Annotated in this window: 17 protein-coding genes; 3 read left to right on the forward strand and 14 right to left on the reverse strand. The window is 54.5% G+C overall.

Going from position 1 to position 19,398, the window contains the following annotated elements:
• Positions 1-81, forward strand: an 81-nt coding sequence (locus tag EVJ29_RS15690) for an IS3 family transposase (RefSeq protein ID WP_131440828.1), incomplete at its 5' end; no start/stop codon positions are given.
• Between the two features lie 72 nt (positions 82-153).
• Here EVJ29_RS15690 and EVJ29_RS06785 read toward each other — a convergent pair.
• The 12 genes from EVJ29_RS06785 to EVJ29_RS06840 form a co-directional block, all read right to left on the reverse strand.
• On the reverse strand, positions 154-1,116 hold the full coding sequence (locus tag EVJ29_RS06785; RefSeq protein ID WP_131464353.1) for an aldose epimerase family protein: 963 nt from the start codon (positions 1,114-1,116) through the stop codon (positions 154-156).
• 22 nt (positions 1,117-1,138) lie between these two features.
• Positions 1,139-2,653: a UDP-glucose--hexose-1-phosphate uridylyltransferase gene (locus tag EVJ29_RS06790; RefSeq protein ID WP_131504850.1), complete on the reverse strand. Its 1,515-nt coding sequence runs from the start codon at positions 2,651-2,653 to the stop codon at positions 1,139-1,141.
• Positions 2,650-3,657, reverse strand: a complete 1,008-nt coding sequence (galE, locus tag EVJ29_RS06795) for a UDP-glucose 4-epimerase GalE (RefSeq protein ID WP_131504851.1) — start codon at positions 3,655-3,657, stop codon at positions 2,650-2,652. The genes EVJ29_RS06790 and galE overlap by 4 nt, the downstream gene beginning before the upstream one ends.
• Positions 3,654-4,838 (reverse strand): galactokinase, encoded by a 1,185-nt coding sequence (locus EVJ29_RS06800; RefSeq protein WP_131504852.1) that lies wholly within the window; start codon positions 4,836-4,838, stop codon positions 3,654-3,656. The genes galE and EVJ29_RS06800 overlap by 4 nt, the downstream gene beginning before the upstream one ends.
• A 22-nt stretch (positions 4,839-4,860) precedes the next feature.
• Positions 4,861-6,927 carry an alpha-galactosidase gene (locus EVJ29_RS06805; RefSeq protein WP_131504853.1) on the reverse strand — a complete coding sequence of 689 codons (2,067 nt, stop codon included), beginning with the start codon at positions 6,925-6,927 and terminating at the stop codon, positions 4,861-4,863.
• Positions 6,924-8,912 carry a beta-galactosidase gene (locus tag EVJ29_RS06810; RefSeq protein ID WP_131504854.1) on the reverse strand — a complete coding sequence of 663 codons (1,989 nt, stop codon included), beginning with the start codon at positions 8,910-8,912 and terminating at the stop codon, positions 6,924-6,926. The genes EVJ29_RS06805 and EVJ29_RS06810 overlap by 4 nt, the downstream gene beginning before the upstream one ends.
• A gap of 18 nt (positions 8,913-8,930) precedes the next feature.
• Positions 8,931-9,716 carry a carbohydrate ABC transporter permease gene (locus tag EVJ29_RS06815; protein WP_131464370.1) on the reverse strand — a complete coding sequence of 262 codons (786 nt, stop codon included), beginning with the start codon at positions 9,714-9,716 and terminating at the stop codon, positions 8,931-8,933.
• Positions 9,717-9,728: 12 nt separating this feature from the next.
• Positions 9,729-10,682, reverse strand: coding sequence for a carbohydrate ABC transporter permease (locus EVJ29_RS06820; RefSeq protein ID WP_131458927.1), 954 nt, complete (start codon positions 10,680-10,682; stop codon positions 9,729-9,731).
• A 67-nt stretch (positions 10,683-10,749) separates the two neighbouring features.
• Positions 10,750-12,051 carry an ABC transporter substrate-binding protein gene (locus tag EVJ29_RS06825; protein WP_201738992.1) on the reverse strand — a complete coding sequence of 434 codons (1,302 nt, stop codon included), beginning with the start codon at positions 12,049-12,051 and terminating at the stop codon, positions 10,750-10,752.
• A gap of 20 nt (positions 12,052-12,071) precedes the next feature.
• Entirely contained in the window at positions 12,072-12,521 is a 450-nt protein-coding gene (locus EVJ29_RS06830; protein WP_070328426.1) for a hypothetical protein, read from the reverse strand.
• A 167-nt stretch (positions 12,522-12,688) separates the two neighbouring features.
• Complete coding sequence (locus tag EVJ29_RS06835) at positions 12,689-13,837, reverse strand: ROK family transcriptional regulator (RefSeq protein ID WP_131438987.1); 1,149 nt, start codon at positions 13,835-13,837, stop codon at positions 12,689-12,691.
• A gap of 85 nt (positions 13,838-13,922) precedes the next feature.
• Positions 13,923-14,783, reverse strand: coding sequence for an NAD-dependent epimerase/dehydratase family protein (locus EVJ29_RS06840; RefSeq protein WP_236633426.1), 861 nt, complete (start codon positions 14,781-14,783; stop codon positions 13,923-13,925).
• Between the two features lie 389 nt (positions 14,784-15,172).
• Here EVJ29_RS06840 and EVJ29_RS06845 point away from each other — a divergent pair, with 389 nt between their 5' ends.
• Positions 15,173-15,625, forward strand: coding sequence for a sigma factor (locus EVJ29_RS06845; protein ID WP_070328421.1), 453 nt, complete (start codon positions 15,173-15,175; stop codon positions 15,623-15,625).
• Between the two features lie 5 nt (positions 15,626-15,630).
• On the forward strand, positions 15,631-16,500 hold the full coding sequence (locus tag EVJ29_RS06850; protein WP_131504855.1) for a tyrosine-type recombinase/integrase: 870 nt from the start codon (positions 15,631-15,633) through the stop codon (positions 16,498-16,500).
• Positions 16,501-16,673: 173 nt separating this feature from the next.
• Here the strand turns inward: EVJ29_RS06850 and EVJ29_RS06855 are convergent, their stop codons facing one another.
• Positions 16,674-17,534, reverse strand: coding sequence for an NAD-dependent epimerase/dehydratase family protein (locus tag EVJ29_RS06855; RefSeq protein ID WP_131504856.1), 861 nt, complete (start codon positions 17,532-17,534; stop codon positions 16,674-16,676).
• Positions 17,535-18,312: 778 nt separating this feature from the next.
• A complete protein-coding gene (locus EVJ29_RS06860) occupies positions 18,313-19,188 on the reverse strand; it encodes a hypothetical protein (RefSeq protein ID WP_131504857.1) in 876 nt (291 codons plus the stop codon).
• Between the last annotated feature and the right edge of the window lie 210 nt (positions 19,189-19,398).

A 19,398-nucleotide genomic window follows, 5' to 3' on the forward strand; every position in this document is an offset into this window, starting at 1 on the left:
ATATCGTTCTACAACCATGATCGTCTCCAGAAACGACTAAACGGCTTGAGCCCTGTCGAATACAGGGCTCAAGCCGCCTAGGCTGGTTTTCATTATTTACCCTGTCTACTTGACGGGGAGCAGTTCATCATACACAAGTTTGATGGTCTTTTTTCACTCCACCCCAAACCGATAAACCGTCCGCGAATGATACAACTCACCCGGTTTCAGTTCGATCGATGTGGCGATGTCTGGATAGTGCGGCGCGTCTGGAAGCGCCTGGGCTTCTAAACAGATGGCGCTATGCTTCTGCCGTCCCTCGAGCGTGACCGGTGTTTCTTCACTGAGGAAGTTCGCCGTATAGACGACCATGACCGGTTGGTTCGTCTCGACGTCGAGCACGCGTCCGCTCACCGGGTCGTGCAACCGCGCCATCCCATTCTTCAAGATGAACGGATGATCGAGCCCGCCGGCTTTCGCGATGGCTTCATCGTCTGACGTGATCGCCTCGCCGACTCGTTTCCCGTCGCGGAAGTCGAACGGTGTCGCATCGACAGGCTGCAGTTCCCCGGTCGGGAGCGACTCATCATCGAGCCGCGCGACGTGGTCGGCCGGCAGCGTCAGCACGTGATCGTGGATCGTCGGTCGCCCACCGAGGTTGAAATAGTTGTGATGGTTCAAGTTGACCCACGTCAGTTTATCCGTATCAGCCGTCATCGTGACGACGAGTTCATTGTCGTCCGTCAGTTCATAGATGACTTTGAAGCGGACGTTCCCCGGGTAGCCTTCTTCCCCGTCCGGACTTAAGTATATGAATTGAATCGCCTGTCCGTCGACGTCCATGTCCCAATACCGCGACGTGATACCGTCCGTCCCGCCGTGGATATGATGCGGGGCCTCGCTTGGGGTCAAGGCCACACCATCAATCTCGGCGTTACGGATTCTTCCGGCGATACGGCCGACGACCGAGCCCAAATAGACCGGGTTCTCGAGGTATTGATCCAAGTCGCCATATTTCAAAATGACAGAGTCCATGTTGCCGTCACGGTCCGGTGCCGTCAGTTCGGTCATGGCACAACCATACTCGATCGCCGACAGCCGCATCCCGTTCTTGTTTTCAATCGTTGCTTCTCTCATTGGCTCACCTACTTCGACTAGTTTACCTGTTCATTCCCGTAGTCGACGCGCCGTACTCCACTTTATCGACGTGACTCAAAAATGAGCTCATGAACGCCGTGAAGCGCTCCTGCCCCTCGACCGTCTGTTTGAACACACCCGCGTCCTCTAATCCTTTGACGAACTTGTCGACGACGGCCTGGTCGACGATCATCCGAGCGTCACCTGACTTCGTCTTCAACTCCTCGGCCCACGCCTTGTGCATGTCCGCGACCTCGACGTCCTCGCCTTCGATGAAACGGACGACTTGTTCGAGCTCTGTCTTGAGTCGGGCCGGCAACACGGCGAGCCCCATCACTTCGATCAAGCCGATGTTCTCGCGCTTGATGTGATGGACGTCGGCGTGCGGATGGAAGATGCCGTCCGGATGCGCCTCGCTCGTCCGGTTGTTGCGAAGGACGAGGTCGAGCTCGTAGCGTCCATCGCGGCGCCGGGCGATCGGCGTCACCGTGTTGTGGCGGACGTCGCCCGTATACGGAACGATGTCACCGTCCTCGTAGTTTTGCCAGTGGCCGAGCAGTTGGTTCGCCAATATAGCGAGCTGCTCACGCTGCGTCGAACGGAGCCGGACGACCGAGAGTGGCCATTCGAGCGTCTCGATGTCGACTTGGTCGTAACGGTCCGAGCGGTACGTCGCGACGACGTCGGCATCGTCCATCGCAAACCGGTAGCGGCCGGCTTGGTAATGGTCGTGCGTCAAGATCGAGCCGCCGACGATCGGCAGGTCCGCGTTCGACCCGGCGAAGTAGTGCGGGAACTGACCGACGAAGTCGAGCAGACGCTCGAACGCCGATCGGTCGATGACCATGTCGCGCACTTCGTTCGACAGTAAAATCGAGTGTTCGTTGTAGTACAAGTACGGCGAGTATTGGAACGACCACTCTTCCCCGCCGAGCGTGAGCGGGATGATGCGGTGATTGGCCCGGGCCGGATGCTTCAAGTGTCCGCCGTAACCTTCGTTCTCGATCGCGAGCAACCCCGTCGGATAGTTCGTCTCTGGCGCCGGTTGCAGCCGGGCCCGCGCGATCTCGCGCGGGTCTTTTTCCGGCTTCGACAAGTTGATCGTGATGTCGAGCGTGCCGTAGCGGGTCGGTGCCTTGTACGTGATATTGTTTGCGATCCGCTGCGTCTGGATATAGTTCGACGCCTGGCTCATCTTATAGAAGAAACTCGTCGCGGCCTCGACGTCAACTGCCCGGAGCGCGTTGAACGTGCGCGTCACCTCGGACGGTTTCGAGACGAACACGTCCATGACCTCGGCCATGAATCGGTCCTTCTCCTCTAATAAATTCTCGACGAGCCCAGACTCGACCGCGTATTCGGTCAACGTCTCGAGCAAGTTCGAGATCGAGTCGCGCGGCACGAACGTCGGCTTGTCAAAGTCGAGCTTGTTCAATCGCGCGAGCACACGGTTCCGCGAGTAGATGCGGTCTTGCTCCGTGATCAGTTCCTCGCGGATCGTCGCCTCGACGAGCGCTTCAATCGTTGCATCGATCATCGTCTCGCCCCCTCTACGTGTTTGTAGCCTTCCGGATGTGACTCGTGCCAGTTCCAAGCGTCTGTGAGAATCATATCGACCGTCGAGCGCTCTGGCGTCCAACCGAGCACGCGTTTCGCCTTGTCCGGTGACGCGATCAACATCGCCGGGTCGCCGGCACGGCGTGTCCCCGTCTTGACCGGAATCGGGTGTCCCGTCACACGGCGGGCCGCCTCGATGATTTCGAGCACCGACAGTCCCGTCTCCGTACCGAGATTGAACACGTCGCTGTCTCCGCCTCGTTTCAAGTAGTCGAGCGCGCGAACGTGGGCGTCGACGAGGTCTTGGACGTGGATGTAGTCGCGGATACATGTGCCGTCCGGCGTGTTGTAATCGTCGCCGAACACGGTGATCGCCTCACGCTGTCCGTTCGCCACTTCGAGGACGAGTGGGATCAGGTGTGTCTCCGGTGTGTGGTCTTCGCCGATTTCACCCGACGGATCAGCCCCGGCGACGTTGAAGTAGCGGAGTGCGACGAAACGGATGCCGAAGGCGCGGTCACACCACTTCATCATCGTCTCCATGGCGAGCTTCGTCGCCCCGTACGTGTTCGTCGGGTTCGTTTCAGCCGTCTCCCGGATCGGCATCTCGTCCTGATCGCCGTACGTCGCGGCTGTTGAGGAGAAGACAATGCTTGCGACGCCGTGTTTGCGCATCGTCTCGAGCAACACTTGTGTCCCGAAGACGTTGTTGTCGTAATACGCGAGCGGCTCCTCCATCGACTCACCGACGAGCGAGTTGGCGGCGAAATGAAGCACTTCCGTGACGTCCTCGTTCGCGAACGTCTCGTCCATGAACGCACGGTCACGGATGTCGCCTTCATAGAAGCGGACTTGTTTCGGAACCGACTCGATATGCCCGGTCTGAAGGTTGTCGATCACGACCACATCTTCCCCGCGTGCGAGCAAGGCGCGGACTGCATGGGAGCCGATATAACCGGCCCCGCCGACGACGAGTACACTCATTTGACTTCCTCCTCTACGAGTTCACGCGCGCCGTCCCCGACGGACGCGATATAAAATGTCGGCGCGTAGCCGATCGTTGTTTCGTATACGGTCGACACGGTCTGGATGACGGCTTCTGTCGACGTCTTGTCGACGATGGCGATGGCGCAGCCACCGAAACCGGCACCGGTCATGCGGGCGCCGATGACGCCATCGCAATCTTGTGCTGCCTGGACGAGCGTGTCGAGCTCGATACCGGTCACTTCGTAATCGTCACGAAGCGACGCGTGCGAGTCGTTCAGAAGTTGCCCGAACACGTCGAGCTTTTCGTCTTGAAGGGCGGTGAAGGCGAGCTTCGTCCGCTCGTTCTCCGAGATAGCGTGGCGGGCCCGTTTCCGGAGCGTCTCCGGGAGTTCCGATGCGACCGTCTCGAACGTCGCGACCGATAGCTGGCCGAGCGAGGCGACATCGAACCGCTCTTTTAGCAGGCCGAGTGCCGTGTCGCACTCGGTCCGGCGCTCGTTGTATTTCGAGTCGGCCAGTTCGCGACGCTTGTTCGTGTTCATGATCAAAATGTCGTAACCGTCGAGCTTGATCGGCGCATAGTCGTGATGGAGCGTATCGCAATCGAGCAGGATGGCGTGGTCGGCCTTGCCCATCCCGATCGCGAACTGGTCCATGATGCCTGAGTTGACGCCGATGAAGTCGTTCTCGACACGTTGACCGAGATGGACGAGGTCGATTCGCTCGAGCCCGAGGCCGTACACGTCATTGATCATGAGCGCCGTCACGAGTTCGAGTGAGGCCGACGACGACAATCCGGCGCCGTTCGGGATGTTGCCGGCGAGGAAGAAGTCGAATCCTCCGACGTCGTGTCCGTCTTGTCGCAGGAGCGCGACGACCCCTTTGACGTAGTTGGCCCAGTCGTGACCGGCGTCATACGTCCCGTCCGTCACAGGGAACGTGACGACGCCGACGTCCTCGAAGTTGAGCGAGTAGACGCGAATGATACCGTCCTCGCGCTTCCGGACGAGTCCGTACGTGCCGAACGTGATGGCACAGGGAAAGACGTGACCTCCGTTGTAATCCGTGTGTTCGCCGATCAAGTTGATGCGGCCCGGTGCGAAGAAGATCCGCTCAGGCCCCGCCAAAAACACGGTCTCGAACTGTTCGTTCAGGTGTGCTAAATCAAATGCAAGCATACGACTCCATCCCTTCCATCGCTCACGCCGGGTGGATGACCAGGCAGTAAGCGTCATAATCGATTTGTTGTGTCAATGTGATCCCTTGTTGCATCAAGTAGCGGCCGCTCAAACGTCTTCCTTCATATAAATAGACGCGGTCCGGGTCGAGCCCGGCGAGTTTGAGGCGCAACTTGTTGTTGCCGTAATGACGGCGGTCTGCGTTGACGAGGGCGACGTAGTCCTCCCCGTCCGTATAGCCCATCGCGTGGAATCCTTCTTTCTTGAGTGAAGCGAGACGATAGCTCGTCCCGTGCTGCACGAGCGGGCGGATCGACTTGTACGTCTCGATCCAACGCTTCGACGCGGCTAGGTCTTCCTTGCTCCATTCGAGCAAGTTGCCGCCGATGCCGAGCGTGCCCTGCATCGCGCTGACGAAGCGATAGTTGAGCGGGAGTGCGCGGGCGTTCAGCCAGTTCGGAGCGTCCGTCACCCAGCAGCTCATCATCTTGGCGTTATAGGCGTGGGAGAATCCTTCCTGGATCTCGAGCCGGTCGAGTGCGTCGGTATTGTCGCTCGTCCAGACTTGTTCGACGCGCGAGAGCACGCCGAGGTCGATCCGACCGCCGCCACCGGCACAAGACTCGAAGGCGACGTCCGGGTGTCTGTCCCGGAGCGTGTCGAGAATGCGGTAGACCGCTTCCGTATGACGGAGCCACAACTCTTTCGCGTCACCTAAATGCGGGCTGTCCGGTTCGGAGAAGGCACGGTTCATGTCCCATTTGATGTAGCGGATCGCATGGTTCTCGAGCAGATCGTCCAACAGATGCGTCACGTGCGCCTCGACTTTCGGCAGCGCCAAGTTCAGCACGAACTGGTTGCGCGACGTCGTCGACGGGCGTCCATTCGTGTGGTAGATCCAATCGGGATGCGACCGGTACAAATCCGAATCAGGGTTGACCATCTCCGGCTCGACCCAGAGGCCGAACTGGAGGCCTTTGTCCTCGACGTAGCGGATGAGCGGCTCTAACCCGTTCGGGAACTTCGTCTTGTTGACGTGCCAATCGCCGAGACCGGCCGCGTCCGAGTTCCGTTCGCCGAACCAGCCATCGTCGACGACGAACAGCTCGCAACCGATCGCAGCGGCCTCATCGACGAGACGTTTCTGCCCGTCCTCGCTGACGTCGAAATACGTCGCCTCCCATGAGTTGTAGAGCACGGGACGCAGCGTCTCGCGCGTCCGTTCCGGCATGATGACGTCGCGCTCGAAGTCGTGCGCGTTCCGGCTCATCGCCCCGAAACCAAGTTGTGTGTAACCGATATAGGCCGCTGGCGTCGTGAACACGTCACCTGAAGCCAGCCGTTTCGCGAAGTCGAACGTGTTGAGCCCGCCCGTCACTTGCGTGAATCCGAACTGGTCACGCTCGAAATGGATGGCCCAGTTGCCGGAATGGCCGAGGAAGCCGTAGATGACCTCACCGTGCTGTTCCGTCGCCGCATCGTCAAGTGCGAACCACGGATTGCTTTGATGGCTCGTCAAGCCGCGCCGGCTCTCGATCGTCTTCTTACCTGGGAGTAACTCACCTTGTTGTAATTGGAACTCGCCGGTCCATGCCCCTGAAAAATGACTGAGGCGCAGATTGCGCTCGGTCAACCCGAGGCTGAACGACTGCGCGCTCTCGAGCGTGACGTCCGTCCCAGCTTGAACCGTCATCTTCCGTGCAATGATGTCGTACGCCGGATACACGGTGAAGTGGAGCGTGACCGTCAGCTGTTGGATCGAGTCGACCAAGTCGAGCTCGAGCGTGTCGTTACCGATCCGCGCGTCTTGGAACGTGAAGGCGTGCAGCCGTTCAGTCGCCGTATGGCTTTTGAGTGTCGGCTCGGTGTAGACGAGGTCGCCGAACGAGACGAACTCGTACGCGGCGACGCCTTCTGGTGTCTCGAACGACGAGTGCAACACCCGACGATCTGGTAGCTCGGTGTAATCCGTTTCATAGAGCCGATTGCCTAGGTATTGATGGATGAGCCGGCCCCGAGCGTCGACGTCGAACACGTAGGCAATCTGCTTCCCTTCGATGACAAACCGGTTGTCGAAGCGATAGATCATGCCCCCACCTCCCGTTTCAACATAATGACGTCGAGCGGTTTGAGCTCGAGTGTCCCCGAGACCGCGTCCCCGTCGAGCGTCTGCCATTCGTCACCGATCTCGACCGTCGACGTGACGTCCGTCGAATGGTTCATATAGAAGCGGATGACGTGACCGTCGCCGTGACGATCGACTTTCTCGACGTCGTCCGGAAGACGCGTTGCGTCGATGCCGGCGCGCGTGAGCGCCTCGTTGTATATTGTGTCAAGCATCGTATCGTCGACCGATGAGCCGATGTACGTCACGTCGCCTTTATACGTGTGACGCGTGACGGCGGCCGTCCCTTTGTAGAACGCCTGCTCATACGTCGCGAGCACGTCGGCACCTTTTGGCGTGATCAAGTCGCACCAAATGTTCGCCTCAGACACGTAGTCGCCTAGGCGAACCTGGTTCGACTGGACGGCCTGCAGGCTCTCGTACTCGTCGATCTCGATGCCGGCGTACTTGGCAAACTTGCCCGGTAACGTGTCGAAGTGACAGCGGTTGATTGGATCTTTGACGCCGGTCCGGTACGTGAAGATGACGTGGCCGCCGTTCTCGATATAGTCGATGAGCGATTTGTCGAACGTGTCATTGCCGAGGAAATAAAGCGGCACGACGACGAGTTTATACTTGTCGAGCGCGTCCCCTGGGAAGACGATGTCCGTGTTGACGCCTTGGCGCACGGCCGCCCCGTAGAAGCGAACGAACTCTTGCTTGAAGTTGAACGCGTCCGAATGGGGCTGGTGTGTCCACGCCCATAAGTTCTCTTGGTCGTAATAGACGGCGACGTCGGCCTTATATTCGGCCGCGTTGATCGTGTCACCGTGCGTCGTCAACTCTTTCATGACGCCCTGTACTTCATCGAATTTACGTTTCGGCTTGCCGTCGTGGTCGATGATGCCGTGGCAGAACTCCTCGGTACCGAAGTGCGCGGCCCGGAAACGGAAGTAGACGATCGCCTCGGCGCCGCGTGCGACGGCTTGATGTGTCCAAAGACGGATGTGGCCCGGTCGTGGCAAGTAGCCGATCCGGCTCCAGCCTTGGGCGCCACTCAACTGCTCCATCACCCAGAAGCCTTTACCTTGTTTCGACGAGCGGCACAGATCGTGGTCGTGCGCCGTCTTCTCGAACCGGTTCGGCTCAGGTAGCCCGCCCCAGACCGGATAGTTGTCGAACGAGACGTAGTCGAGGTCTTGGGCCATCTGTTGCTGGTTGATCGCCATGTCGCTATAGACGAGGTTGTGCGTGATGAACGCATCGTCATGGATGAGCGGACGGAGCGTGTCGACTTGGAGCTTGTTGAACGAGCGGTACGCGTCCGAGCAGAAGCGGTCGAAGTCGACGAGGAGCGACGGGTTGTGCTCTTGGAACACGGTGCGAGGGACCGGAATCTGGCTCCATGCCGAGTATGTATGGCTCCAGAAGACGGTCCCCCAGGCCGCATTCAACGCGTCGAGCGTCTCGTAGCGGTCTTGTAGCCATGCTTGGAACGCGACTTGGTCGACGTCGCCGTACGAGCGGTCCGATTTCTCGTGGCCGTACTCGTTGTCGGTCTGCCAGCCGATGACGCGCGGATGCTTGCCGTAGCGCTCGGCCATCTTGCGGGTGATGCGCTCGCAGTACTCGCGGTACACCGGGCTGTTGACCGTGTAGTGGCGCCGGGCCCCGAAACTGATGCGGACCCCGTCAGCCGTCACCGGCAAGATGTCCGGATATTTCTCGATCAGCCAGGCGGGCGGTGTCGCCGTCGGCGTGCCGAGGATGATGTCGAAGTCTTGGCCGAACTTGTCGACGACCTCGTCCCAAAACACGAAGTCGAACTCACCGTCGGCCGGTTCCATCATCGTCCACGCGAACTCGGCCATCCGGATCACGTTGACACCTAACTCTTTCATCAAGCGGACGTCCGTGTCCCACAGGGCACGGTCCGTCTGTTCTGGGTAATAGTCTACTCCTACATACATGTTAGTCACCTCAATCGATTATTTGACCGCTCCCGAAGTCATCCCTTTTTGTAAGAAGCGTTGGAAGAAGATATAGAACACCATCGTCGGCAAGCTGATCAAGACGAGCGAGGCGTATAGTTTACCCGGGTCCCCGCCGAGCGCTTCCGTGAAGAACGTCGGCGCGAGCGTCACCGTCTGCTTGGCCGGGTCCGTCATGAACGTGAGCACCATCAAGTACTCGTTCCACGAGTTGAGGAACGCGTAGATCGTCGCTGTCGCGAGCGCCGGTTTGGCGAGCGGCATCATGATCTTATAGAAGATTTGGAACGTCGACGCTCCATCGATATGGGCCGCTTCCATCAACTCGTTCGGCAGCTCGTCGAAGTAGCTCTTGATGAGCATGAGTCCGAACGGGAGGAAGAACGCCACCTCAGCACCGATGAGCCCCCAATAGCTGTTCAGCCCGTCGAGCGTCCGCAGCGTGAAGAAGAGCGGGACGATGAGCGAGGCGACCGGCAGCATAAGCCCGGCCAAGACGAGGTTGAACAACAAGCGTTTCCCGGCGAACTCGAGCTTCGAGAAGCCGAACGCCGCGAAGGCGAGAAACGAGATCGAGATGATGATCATGAAGAAGGCGACGATGAAACTGTTGAAGACGAACTGGGGAAAGTTCGGGTTCTGTAACGTCGCGATATAGTTACTGAAGCCGTTGACCCGTAAACTCTCTTTGAACATGACGAAGATTGGGAACAACCATATGATCGCCATAAGTGACAGGCCGACATTGGTGAGCCATCTTCCTTTTTTCGTTTGAATTTCCATAGGTACCCCTCCTCAGTCCATTTTCTTCTGCACACGCGTCTGGAAGTACGTAATGCCGAGCGCGATGATCAACAAGATGATGGCGACGGCACTGGCGTAACCGACCTCTTGGTGCAGCATCGACTTGCGGAACAAGTACGTCGAGATGACCTCGGTCGAGTTACCCGGTCCGCCTTGCGTCGAGATCCAGACGATGTCGAACGTCTTCAGTCCACCAATGACCCCGAGGATCGTCAGCGTGAACGTCGTCCCTTTCAAGTTTGGGAACACGACGCTCCACAGCGTGCGCCAGAAGCCGGCACCGTCGATATTGGCCGCCTCGAACACTTCACGTTCGATCGCGAGCATCGCCATGTAGTACATGATCATCGACGAGCCCGTCCATTGGAAGATGTTGATCAAGATAATCGAGTAGAGCGCGACGTCTTGGTCACCGAGCCAGTTCTGCTCGAACGCGCCTAAGCCGACCATGCGTAAGAATTCGTTGATGTAACCGAACTGGAAGTCGAAGATCTGTGAGAACGCGGCGCCGAGGACGACCGGGCTCAGGACGACCGGGAAGAAGAACACCGATTTGAAGAACGTCCGGCCGACTCCTTTCGTGTGGAGCAAGTACGCCAAGACGAGCCCGAGCCCGGCTTGGATCGTCACGGTCAGGACGGTGAAGATGCCCGTGTTCTTGAGCGCGTTATAAAATTCAGGGTCGCTGAACATGCGGCCGAAGTTCTCGAGCCCGATGTACGTCTTCTCGAACGAGATGCCGTCCCATGAGAACACTGAGTGATACGCGTTATAGAAGATGCCGTAATAGATGAAGGCGATGACGAACAGGACGGTCGGGGCGACGAACGCCCAACCGATCAAGTTCTTTTTCAGCTGCGCCTTCTTCTTCACCGGGTCCGGCCGTTTCGGCGGCACTGCGGACAGCTTTGGTTCCTGTTCCGTTAAGTCGGTTGCGTGTTGCATAGTGTTCCCTCACTTTCCGCTAAAAAAATCGAGCACCAGTCAGGCTGGCCACTGGCGCTCGTGTCGATTATTTACCTTGGTCGGCGATGGCTTGGATGCGTGCGAGTGCTTCTTTCGCATCTTGTCCGGCCGCGATGTTCTGGAGTTCTTTGCCGAGCGTGTCGTACACTTTCGGGTCACGGATGCCGCGGCCCGCGACGGCGTTTTTCACCGTCTCGTTCAAGATCTCGTACGATTCGCGCTCGACGTCAGACGTGAACTTGTCCTCGTACGCGACTTCGATGTCCTTGACGGCTGGCGCCATCTCGAACTTCTCCATGTAGAGCGCTTGGCCCTCACCTTGCGTCATGTAGGCGATGAAAGCGGCCGCGCCGTCTTGTTGCTCTGACTCTTTGTTGACGCCGAGCGCCATGTCGATCGAGGCGATGACCGGTTGCTCAGTGCCACCCGCGAGGTTCGGGAGCGGGACGAATCCGATCTCGTCTTCGAAGTTGTTCCACTTGTCACGCTTCTCGACCGTCGTCATCGAGTGGGCTTCCCATGAGCCGATGACCCACATCGCTGCTTTCTTGTCGAAGAAGTTGTTCATGCCGTCCATGTATGTTGCGAGGCCGAGCGCTCCTTCTTGGAAGACTTTGTCCTCGAACAGTTGCTGCCAAAGTTCGGCCGTCTCGACCATCTCTTTGTCAGTCCATTTCGCTTCGCCTTCGAGTACTTTTTGGATGTATCCTGGTGCGACCTGATGGCTCAACACGTTGAACACGTCCGTGCCGACCCAGGCGTCTTTCGCGCCGAGCTGCATCGGGATGACCGCGTCGCCCGAGGCGTTGATCGTCTCGATCGCTTTGACCGTCTCGTCATACGTCTTCGGTGGCGTCACTCCGTATTTGTCGAGCAACGTCTTGTTATACATGAGGTAGGCCTGACCTGTGAAGCCGACCGGCACCGCCATCTGTTCGCCGTCGACCGTCGTCTGTTCGACGCCGAGCTCGATCAACTTGTCTTTCCAGCCCGCGCCGGCCGCTTTGTCCATGTAGTCTTTCGCCGGGACGAGACGGTCCTTGTATTGCGGGATCATCGGTTCTTTGAGGCCGATGACGTCCGGGCCGTCGCCGCCGAGCATGGCGACTTGGAGTTGCTGCTCATAGTCCTCGAGACGCTTGAACTTGACGACGTAGTCGTCTTGCGACTCGTTGAACGATTTGGCGAGTGCCTCGCCGACTTCCGGTTGCGGCGCCCAGCCCCACCAGTTGATGACCGGCTTGCCGTCTTCCGTCGTCGCGGCCGCCTCTTCTTTCCCGCCGCAAGCTGCGAGCAATGATGACAAGACGAGTACCGATGATGCGAGTGCGATTGTCGATTTTTTCATGTCCAATTCTCCTTTGAATGTTATGCGACCAACTTGAGGCAAAGCTCCCGAATCAAGTGGTCTGGCATCGGTTGATCCCCGAGCCGGGTGAGCGTGTACGCGATCAGTTCCAAATCAAACTGCCAATGGTCGTCTATGTACGAGCCGACGACGTACAGGTCCGCCCCGAACGGCAGCGCGTCCTGTTGCTTCAAGCGCCAGAGCAGCATCTCGAACAGTTCGTCGAAGCTGTTCGCCCGCTCGGCCTGGTTCAAGTCCGAGACGCGGAACAGGCGGATGTCGCGTGCCTCCTCGTCATATAGCCGGAAGATGCCGTCCCGCCGTGAGCGGGTGACGACGACGCCGTCCGCTTTTGTGAACGCTTCCAATTCATCAAACGTCGAACCGTCCCTTGTGAATAGCCGCGTCGCTCCGTAGCGACCGAATATATCGTGAAACTTGTCTTTCAGCAATGGTGTCTCTATGTCCATGTCTACCCCTCCACTTTCCCGTTTGAGAGTGTCACCCCTTACTTAGTAAATTAAATTTATTATCTAACTACAAACAGACTATACCATATGGTTTTTATATTTGTAAACGGTTTCATTTAAATTATTTTTCGACACAAAAAAATCGCCCTCGTGTGAGAGCGATTGAGTCATTGGATTTCGCCGAACAGCTGGTTCGTGATGAGTGCGGCCGCACCGAGCGCGCCGTGGTTAGCGTTCCACGGGACGACGCGGATGTCGGTCTGGCGCGCGTCCATCGTCAACGCCGTCTGGGCGACGCGTTCCTGGATGTTCGTGACGACTTGTGGCGCGTAGTTGAACAGCGGCCCCCCGAGCAAGATCCGGCTCGGGTTCAATAGATGAATCATATTGAGCGTCGCGATGCCGACGTATTCCCCGGCCCGCTCGTACAGCTTTTGGACGTCCGGGTTCGTCCCGACCGCGTCGCGCATGCCGTCGAGCGTCAAGTCATAGAGCTCTCGCGCCTCGTTCAAGATGGCCCGTTCGCCGGCGACCGCCTCCAAGCAGCCGCGGTTGCCGCACGAGCAGATCGGCCCGTCGAGCATGATGCGCATATGGCCGATCTCACCGGCGATATGGTGTTCGCCGTCGATCAACTCACCGCCATGGACGTAGGCGCCACCGATACCATAGCCGGCGTAGACGTAGAAGAACTCGTCGATGCCGATCGCTTCACCGAAGTAGAGCTCCCCGAGCGCGAGCGTCCGGACGTCGTTCTCGACGAAGACGTGCTGTTTCAGGCGTGCCTCGAGCTCTCGCTTTAGCGGAATGTCATGCAAGTGGAAGCGCGGCGCGAACAAGACGACGCCCGCTCCGGCCTCGACCATCCCGTGGACGGACACCCCAAGTCCGATCACGTCCCCGGAAGTCTTGCCGGCAAGTTGTATGTATAGCGTCACGATGGCGTCGATGAACTCCTCGTTCGTATCGAACCGCTCGTCGTGCCACGCCTCGTCAAGTAATTCTCCATGAATGTTCGTCACGACGCCGTGCAATTTTCGTTGCGTCGCGTCGATACCGATGACGAACCGGTCGCTCGCCGCCAGCTCGAGCATGATCGGTCGCCGCCCCCCGCTCGAGACGCCGAGCTCACGCTCGTTGACCAACCCTTCTTCCTTTAGTTCGTTGACGATGTTCGAGATCGTCGGCTTCGTCAAATTCGTTGCCTTGGCGAGCTCGACCCGGGACACCGGCTGATGGAGCCGGATGAGCCGGAGGATGAGCGAGCGGTTATACGTCCGCATCCATTTCGAGTTCCGTGGTGTCGTCTTCCCCATAACTAGTCCACCCATTTCTGTGCTTTTTTCTTAGTATAGCATGTCAGGGAAACCGGTCATGGGTTGACTGAAAAATTCTGGCAAATCATTTCCTTTCGGTCGCGACGACGCTGTCAAAGAAGTCGCGCACGTGATAGTCCTGCGGATACGCCGACAGTTCTTTCGCATACGCAAAATCCCCGAACAGCTTGTTCATCGTGACGTTTCGGTCGACGAGTTTTCCGATGACGCCGTTGAACAGACCTAAGCGCCGGACGCGGTTGCCGTGGACGGCCCCGATCATCGAGACGAGGTCGGACGTACACACGTAGTCCGCGTTCTGGGGATGGAACGTTCCGCTGTCTCCGTTCAAGACGATGAGCGCTAACAACTCGGACAAGTTGTCGATATGGATCATGCTGCGTTTATTCTGATAGCTCGGGAAGAACGGGACTTTTTGAGCAAGGCCCGCCAATTTCACGTAATTGCCTTTCGAGCCCTTCCCGTAAATCATCGGCGACCGGACGTTCGCGACCACGAACGTCTCGTCTGCCAACTCCGCGAGCTTGTTCTCGGCTTGGAGTTTGCTGTCGCCGTAAAAGTTGGTCGGGTTCGGCACGGTGTCGCGCGTGATCAATTTCGCGTTCGTCGCGTCCCCGTAGACGATCATGCTGCTGAGGAAGATGAACTGCTTGACGCCAGACCGCTTCGCTTTGGCTGCGACTTCCGCTGTCAGCTCCGTGTTCACCTTGTAGTAGAGGTCTTCCATACTTTTATCCGTCGACACATGGGCGATCCCGGCCACGTGCAAGATCGCATCGTAACCTTCAAACGAACGTTGTCTCCATGCGCCGTCACGCATCCCGACCGTATCGACGTGAATCTGCTCCTTGTAGTACTCCTCGATCCAACGCTTGTATGAATCGCCGACAAAACTCGTTTCCCCGGTAATCAACACTCGCTTCACGGTATCGCCTCCGATGTATGGTTCAATCGCCCTTTCCACTTTCTCTACAATTCTTCCCGTATTTGTCGATAGGCACACATAAAAAAGAACGCTCATTTACGGAGCGTCCAACTTCTAAATTGCTTGATCAAACGAAGTCAACTTACGGTTAATTCGGATGGCATCCATCGCCGAATCACCTTTTTTGACCAAGCGGAGAATATTCATTGATATTCAATTTTCGGATGTTGCTCCACGGTCGCCTTTCGACTCCATACCTTATCTTAGGGAGATATTTGATATAAGGCCTAGGCTTACGTGCGATAAGGCCGTTGGTGCATCGGGGATATCAATGACTATACTCGAAGTGACCCTGGGAAAACAAACGAGCGCTCGAGAAAGAGCAACCAATGAACACAATCGATGATCAAATTCACGAGTGGGAGCCGATGATTCGTTACGTCATCCGCCACTTGCACATCCATCCGAACGAACAGGAGGACTGCGCCCAAATCGCAAGGATTGCTTTATGGGAGGCGTTGAATCGCGGCTGCACGTTATCGAAAACGTACTGTTTCCAGCGCATCCGGGGAGCGATCCTGAACCACCAACAAAAGAATGCCCGTCACTTGAAACATGAAGTCGCCGCCGAACGACTACCCGAACAATGCATCGAGTCCGAGCGTCACTTCTACGACTGGCTCGACGAACAACGGATGTTGCTGTCACCACGCCATTTCGAACTCCTCTGCCACTTGATCGACGGGACCGAACAGACGTTGCCTTACTCCCCGAGCCGGCTCCGGGCGTACAAGGCGGACGTCCAACGCGAACTTCGAGAGGCAATCCAGATGAAGGAGTGAACACGATGAAGAAGATGTTGTTGAACGATGCGATCACTGTTTATTTGAAAGACTTGGAGCTACGACGTGAGAAGCCCGAGACGACATTGAAATCGTACCGCAACACGCTGCGGCGCTTTGAACAGTTCGCGCTAGAGCGTGGTGCCGTCTATATCCAAGACGTCACCGAGAAGAAACATGCCGTCCCTTACAAACAATCCATCAACGACAAAGCCGACAATACGGTCCGGTCCTACATCATGGCGGTGCGAAGCCTGTTCACGTTCGCAATTGAACGAGGCTGGGTGAAACAAAACCCGTTCAGCCGGATCATCACGCGCGAGAGCGTCCAAAAACAACCGACCATCCTCAGTCGCGACCAGCTGAACACCGTCCTGTATCACGCGCGGAACACGACGCTCTATACGATTTATCTCGTCGGGGGTGACGCCGGTCTCCGGATCAGTGAGATTTTAAATTTAGAACTGAACCATCTCGATTTCGAAAACAGCATCCTGATCGTCTGGAAAGGGAAAGGCGCCAAAACGCGATTGATCCCGATGACGCCTCGACTCGCCCAAGAACTGAAGACGTACATCGAGAAGGACCGACCAAACGTCGGAGACTCCAACTATGTCTTTCTCATGCCAAGCGGCCGCGTCGTTCAGGCGAACTTTGTGAACGAGGACTTGAAACAGATCGCGAAAGCGCAACTCGGCCTCCACTTAACGAGTCATATGTTGCGTCATAGCTTTGCGACGACACTCTATAATCAAAGTCACGATATTTTAGCAGTCGCGGATCTGCTAGGCCATACATCGACCAAGACAACAGAACGCTATCTGCATGTGTCTCAAGAGCGGAGTCGTAAATTGATTGAAGGGTTAAATGAATAAGCAAATCGAATAATTGGCAGATAGCTTCTATAAAGAGCTATCTGCTTTTTTATAATTCATCGATATCGATATCGTTTAAGGAGTCATCAATTCGCAGTTTTAAAATCTTTCTAATGCGACGTAACTTCTCAAACGTCTTATGTTTTTTTCTTAAGTATTCGTTCGAATAAGGCTTAATTCTTTTCCGTCTCGACGATACTTTCTTCGAAACTGCGTACGCAATACTCATCTCTATATACCGACAGCTCTTTGGCATAGGAGAAGTCACCGAACAACTTGTTCACCGTCACATTTCGGTCAATCAGTTTGTCGATAACACCGTTAAACAATCCAATCCTTCGAACGGTATTACCGTGAATTGATCCAATTGTCGATACGAGATCCGTCGTACAGACATACTCCTTGTTTTGTGGGTGGAACGTCCCGCTATCCCCGTTCAACACGATACGTGCTAAAAATTCAGATAAGTTATCGATATGGATCATACTGCGTTTATTCTGATAGCTCGGGAAGAACGGGATTTTTTGAGCGAGGCCTGCGAGCTTCACATAGTTGCCTTTCGAACCTTTCCCGTAAATCATCGGCGGCCGAACGTTTGCGACCATGAACATCTCGTCTGCCAACTCCGCAAGCTTGTTCTCGGCTTGGAGCTTGCTGTCGCCGTAAAAGTTGGTCGGGTTCGGTACCGTATCAGCCGTGATGAAACGCGCATTCGTCGCATCTCCGTAGACGATCATGCTGCTCAGGAAGATGAACTGCTTCACGCCAGACTGCTTCGCCTTGGCTGCGACTTCCGCGGTCAGGTCCGTGTTCACCTTGTAGTACAAGTCCTCCATACTCTTGTCCGTCGAGACGTGGGCGATACCCGCCGCATGTAGAATGACATCGTACCATTCGAACGAGATTGCTTTCCACTCCCCTTTGCGCATACCAACCATGTCGACGAAAATATCATCCGTATGATGTGATTCGACCCACCGCTTGAACGCGTTACCGACATAGCTATTCGCGCCGGTGATCAATACTTTCTTCATCTGTCGTCCTCCTCATAAAAAATAACAACCTCATCAGCCAACAGGCATGAATCAGTTGTTACTAACTACTTTTAATTTACCATATACAGGTATTTCAAAAATATAAAATTTTACTTTTCAGTAGCCTATACTAATATTTTTTGAAATAGTAACATGAGGCAGTATCCCTTATGCTACTTACATTTAATGAAAAGAAGTCCATCTCGACTTGATTAGAACTACTATCTCACCAACATTGTGCAAAGACAACTTCTATTTCGCACTGTACAGCTGTTGTAAGAACGGTCTAGAGAAGAACTGGTTGTTGTAGAAAATGTTACGCTTAAGTCATCGCCAGTTGCCTTTCTAGTTTAGCATTCACAATTAGGGTATGAAGTCCCTTACGGCTATCACATAGTGATACATGGTGCACCTTTCCCGTAGCAAATTTATCGACGAAGACGTTTGGTTACACTTCTCTCTTCAACGTACGCTGTAGCGTACTGATAGAACGATAAAGCGTTATTCACGTGGCGCCCGAGATTGAGTTCAATCTAAATTGTAGTGACTTTCAAGGCATGTCCGCGGCAAAGGCGACGACGTCTTTTGGAACGGCGGATGGCCTTTCTCTGATACACAATGAAAAATGAATGTCGTGTGCAGCAGCAAGCGTTACACAAAAGACATGATTTCTCGTCGGATGATATCTGGATTTAAGTATACGCTGGAGATGGGAAGATTAATTTGATAAACTTTTAGGATAAAAGGAAACTCGAATCACGGTTTGTCTAAGTAACACTTACGATATAGGGTTTTCTTTTTTATCAGGTAAATCCATTATCATTTTAAACATTAGAACTCCAAGCAAAACTAGCCCTCCCCTCATAGTTTCACCTTTGTAATTCGCTAATAATAGCGATAGTATTAGGCTAATATTAATTACTATTTGAAAATGCTTACCAATAAATTCTGAGTTAGTTGTTTGTAAAACATATCGTGCAATAGATCCGTATAAAATTGACACATAAATTACCCCACCCATAAACAAATCATTCACAAATCCAATGTCCGAATGCGAAAATCCATTTTGTGTAGCATACTCTCCATATACCCTGTGACCCTCACCAATAAGTATTGAAATTCCTGTAGGGAAAAACAAGTATCTTTCACCTAGCACAGAAAAATTACCGGATAATTCACCGTATATTAAAAGTTTAACGGTGTCTTCCACTCCTCCCATAATCCACTGATAGGTATACGGGACGTTTAACTTCACAAAATAAATGAGTACTGTGACGACTAAACTTATCATTATAATTGTTCCAAATATTTTAAATATATTCTTCCTGACAATAGCACTATAAATAAAACTAATGGTCAGACAACAGAAAAAGATTAATAATCCAAACCGGCCATTTAATAGAACCATTATTAATAGAAATGGGATATAAAAATAATATTTTTTTCTATTTGTAAAAAACGCTACCATAAAAGCTATCGATGCAAGGATACTATGAAAAATAGGAGTAAAAAATGTGTAATCGCCACTGATTCCATAAATTCTATTTCTGGAAATGAAAACATTCTCAAATCGTCCCATATAGTAAAGATCGAGAGCGATTTGCTTGAATGATGGAAAAATTAGCATTATGCCTACTAATAAAAATTGAATCATAGTAACGTTCAAAATAAAAGTAAATATATTCGACTTGGAATAATTCAATTTATAAAGGATATTAATTATTAAATATAGAGAAAACGAAGATATAATTATCCATAAATTTTGAAACAATCTTATTTCTTGTGAAGAGAACCAGGCTATAATTGTAAAGTAAAAAATTGAAAATGAAATTCCCGAAATTAGTATAATATAATTCTTCTGAAA

The organism is Exiguobacterium sp. SH4S7, assembly GCF_004336795.1.
In the GTDB taxonomy this organism is placed as follows: Bacteria; Bacillota; Bacilli; order Exiguobacteriales; family Exiguobacteriaceae; genus Exiguobacterium; species Exiguobacterium aurantiacum_A.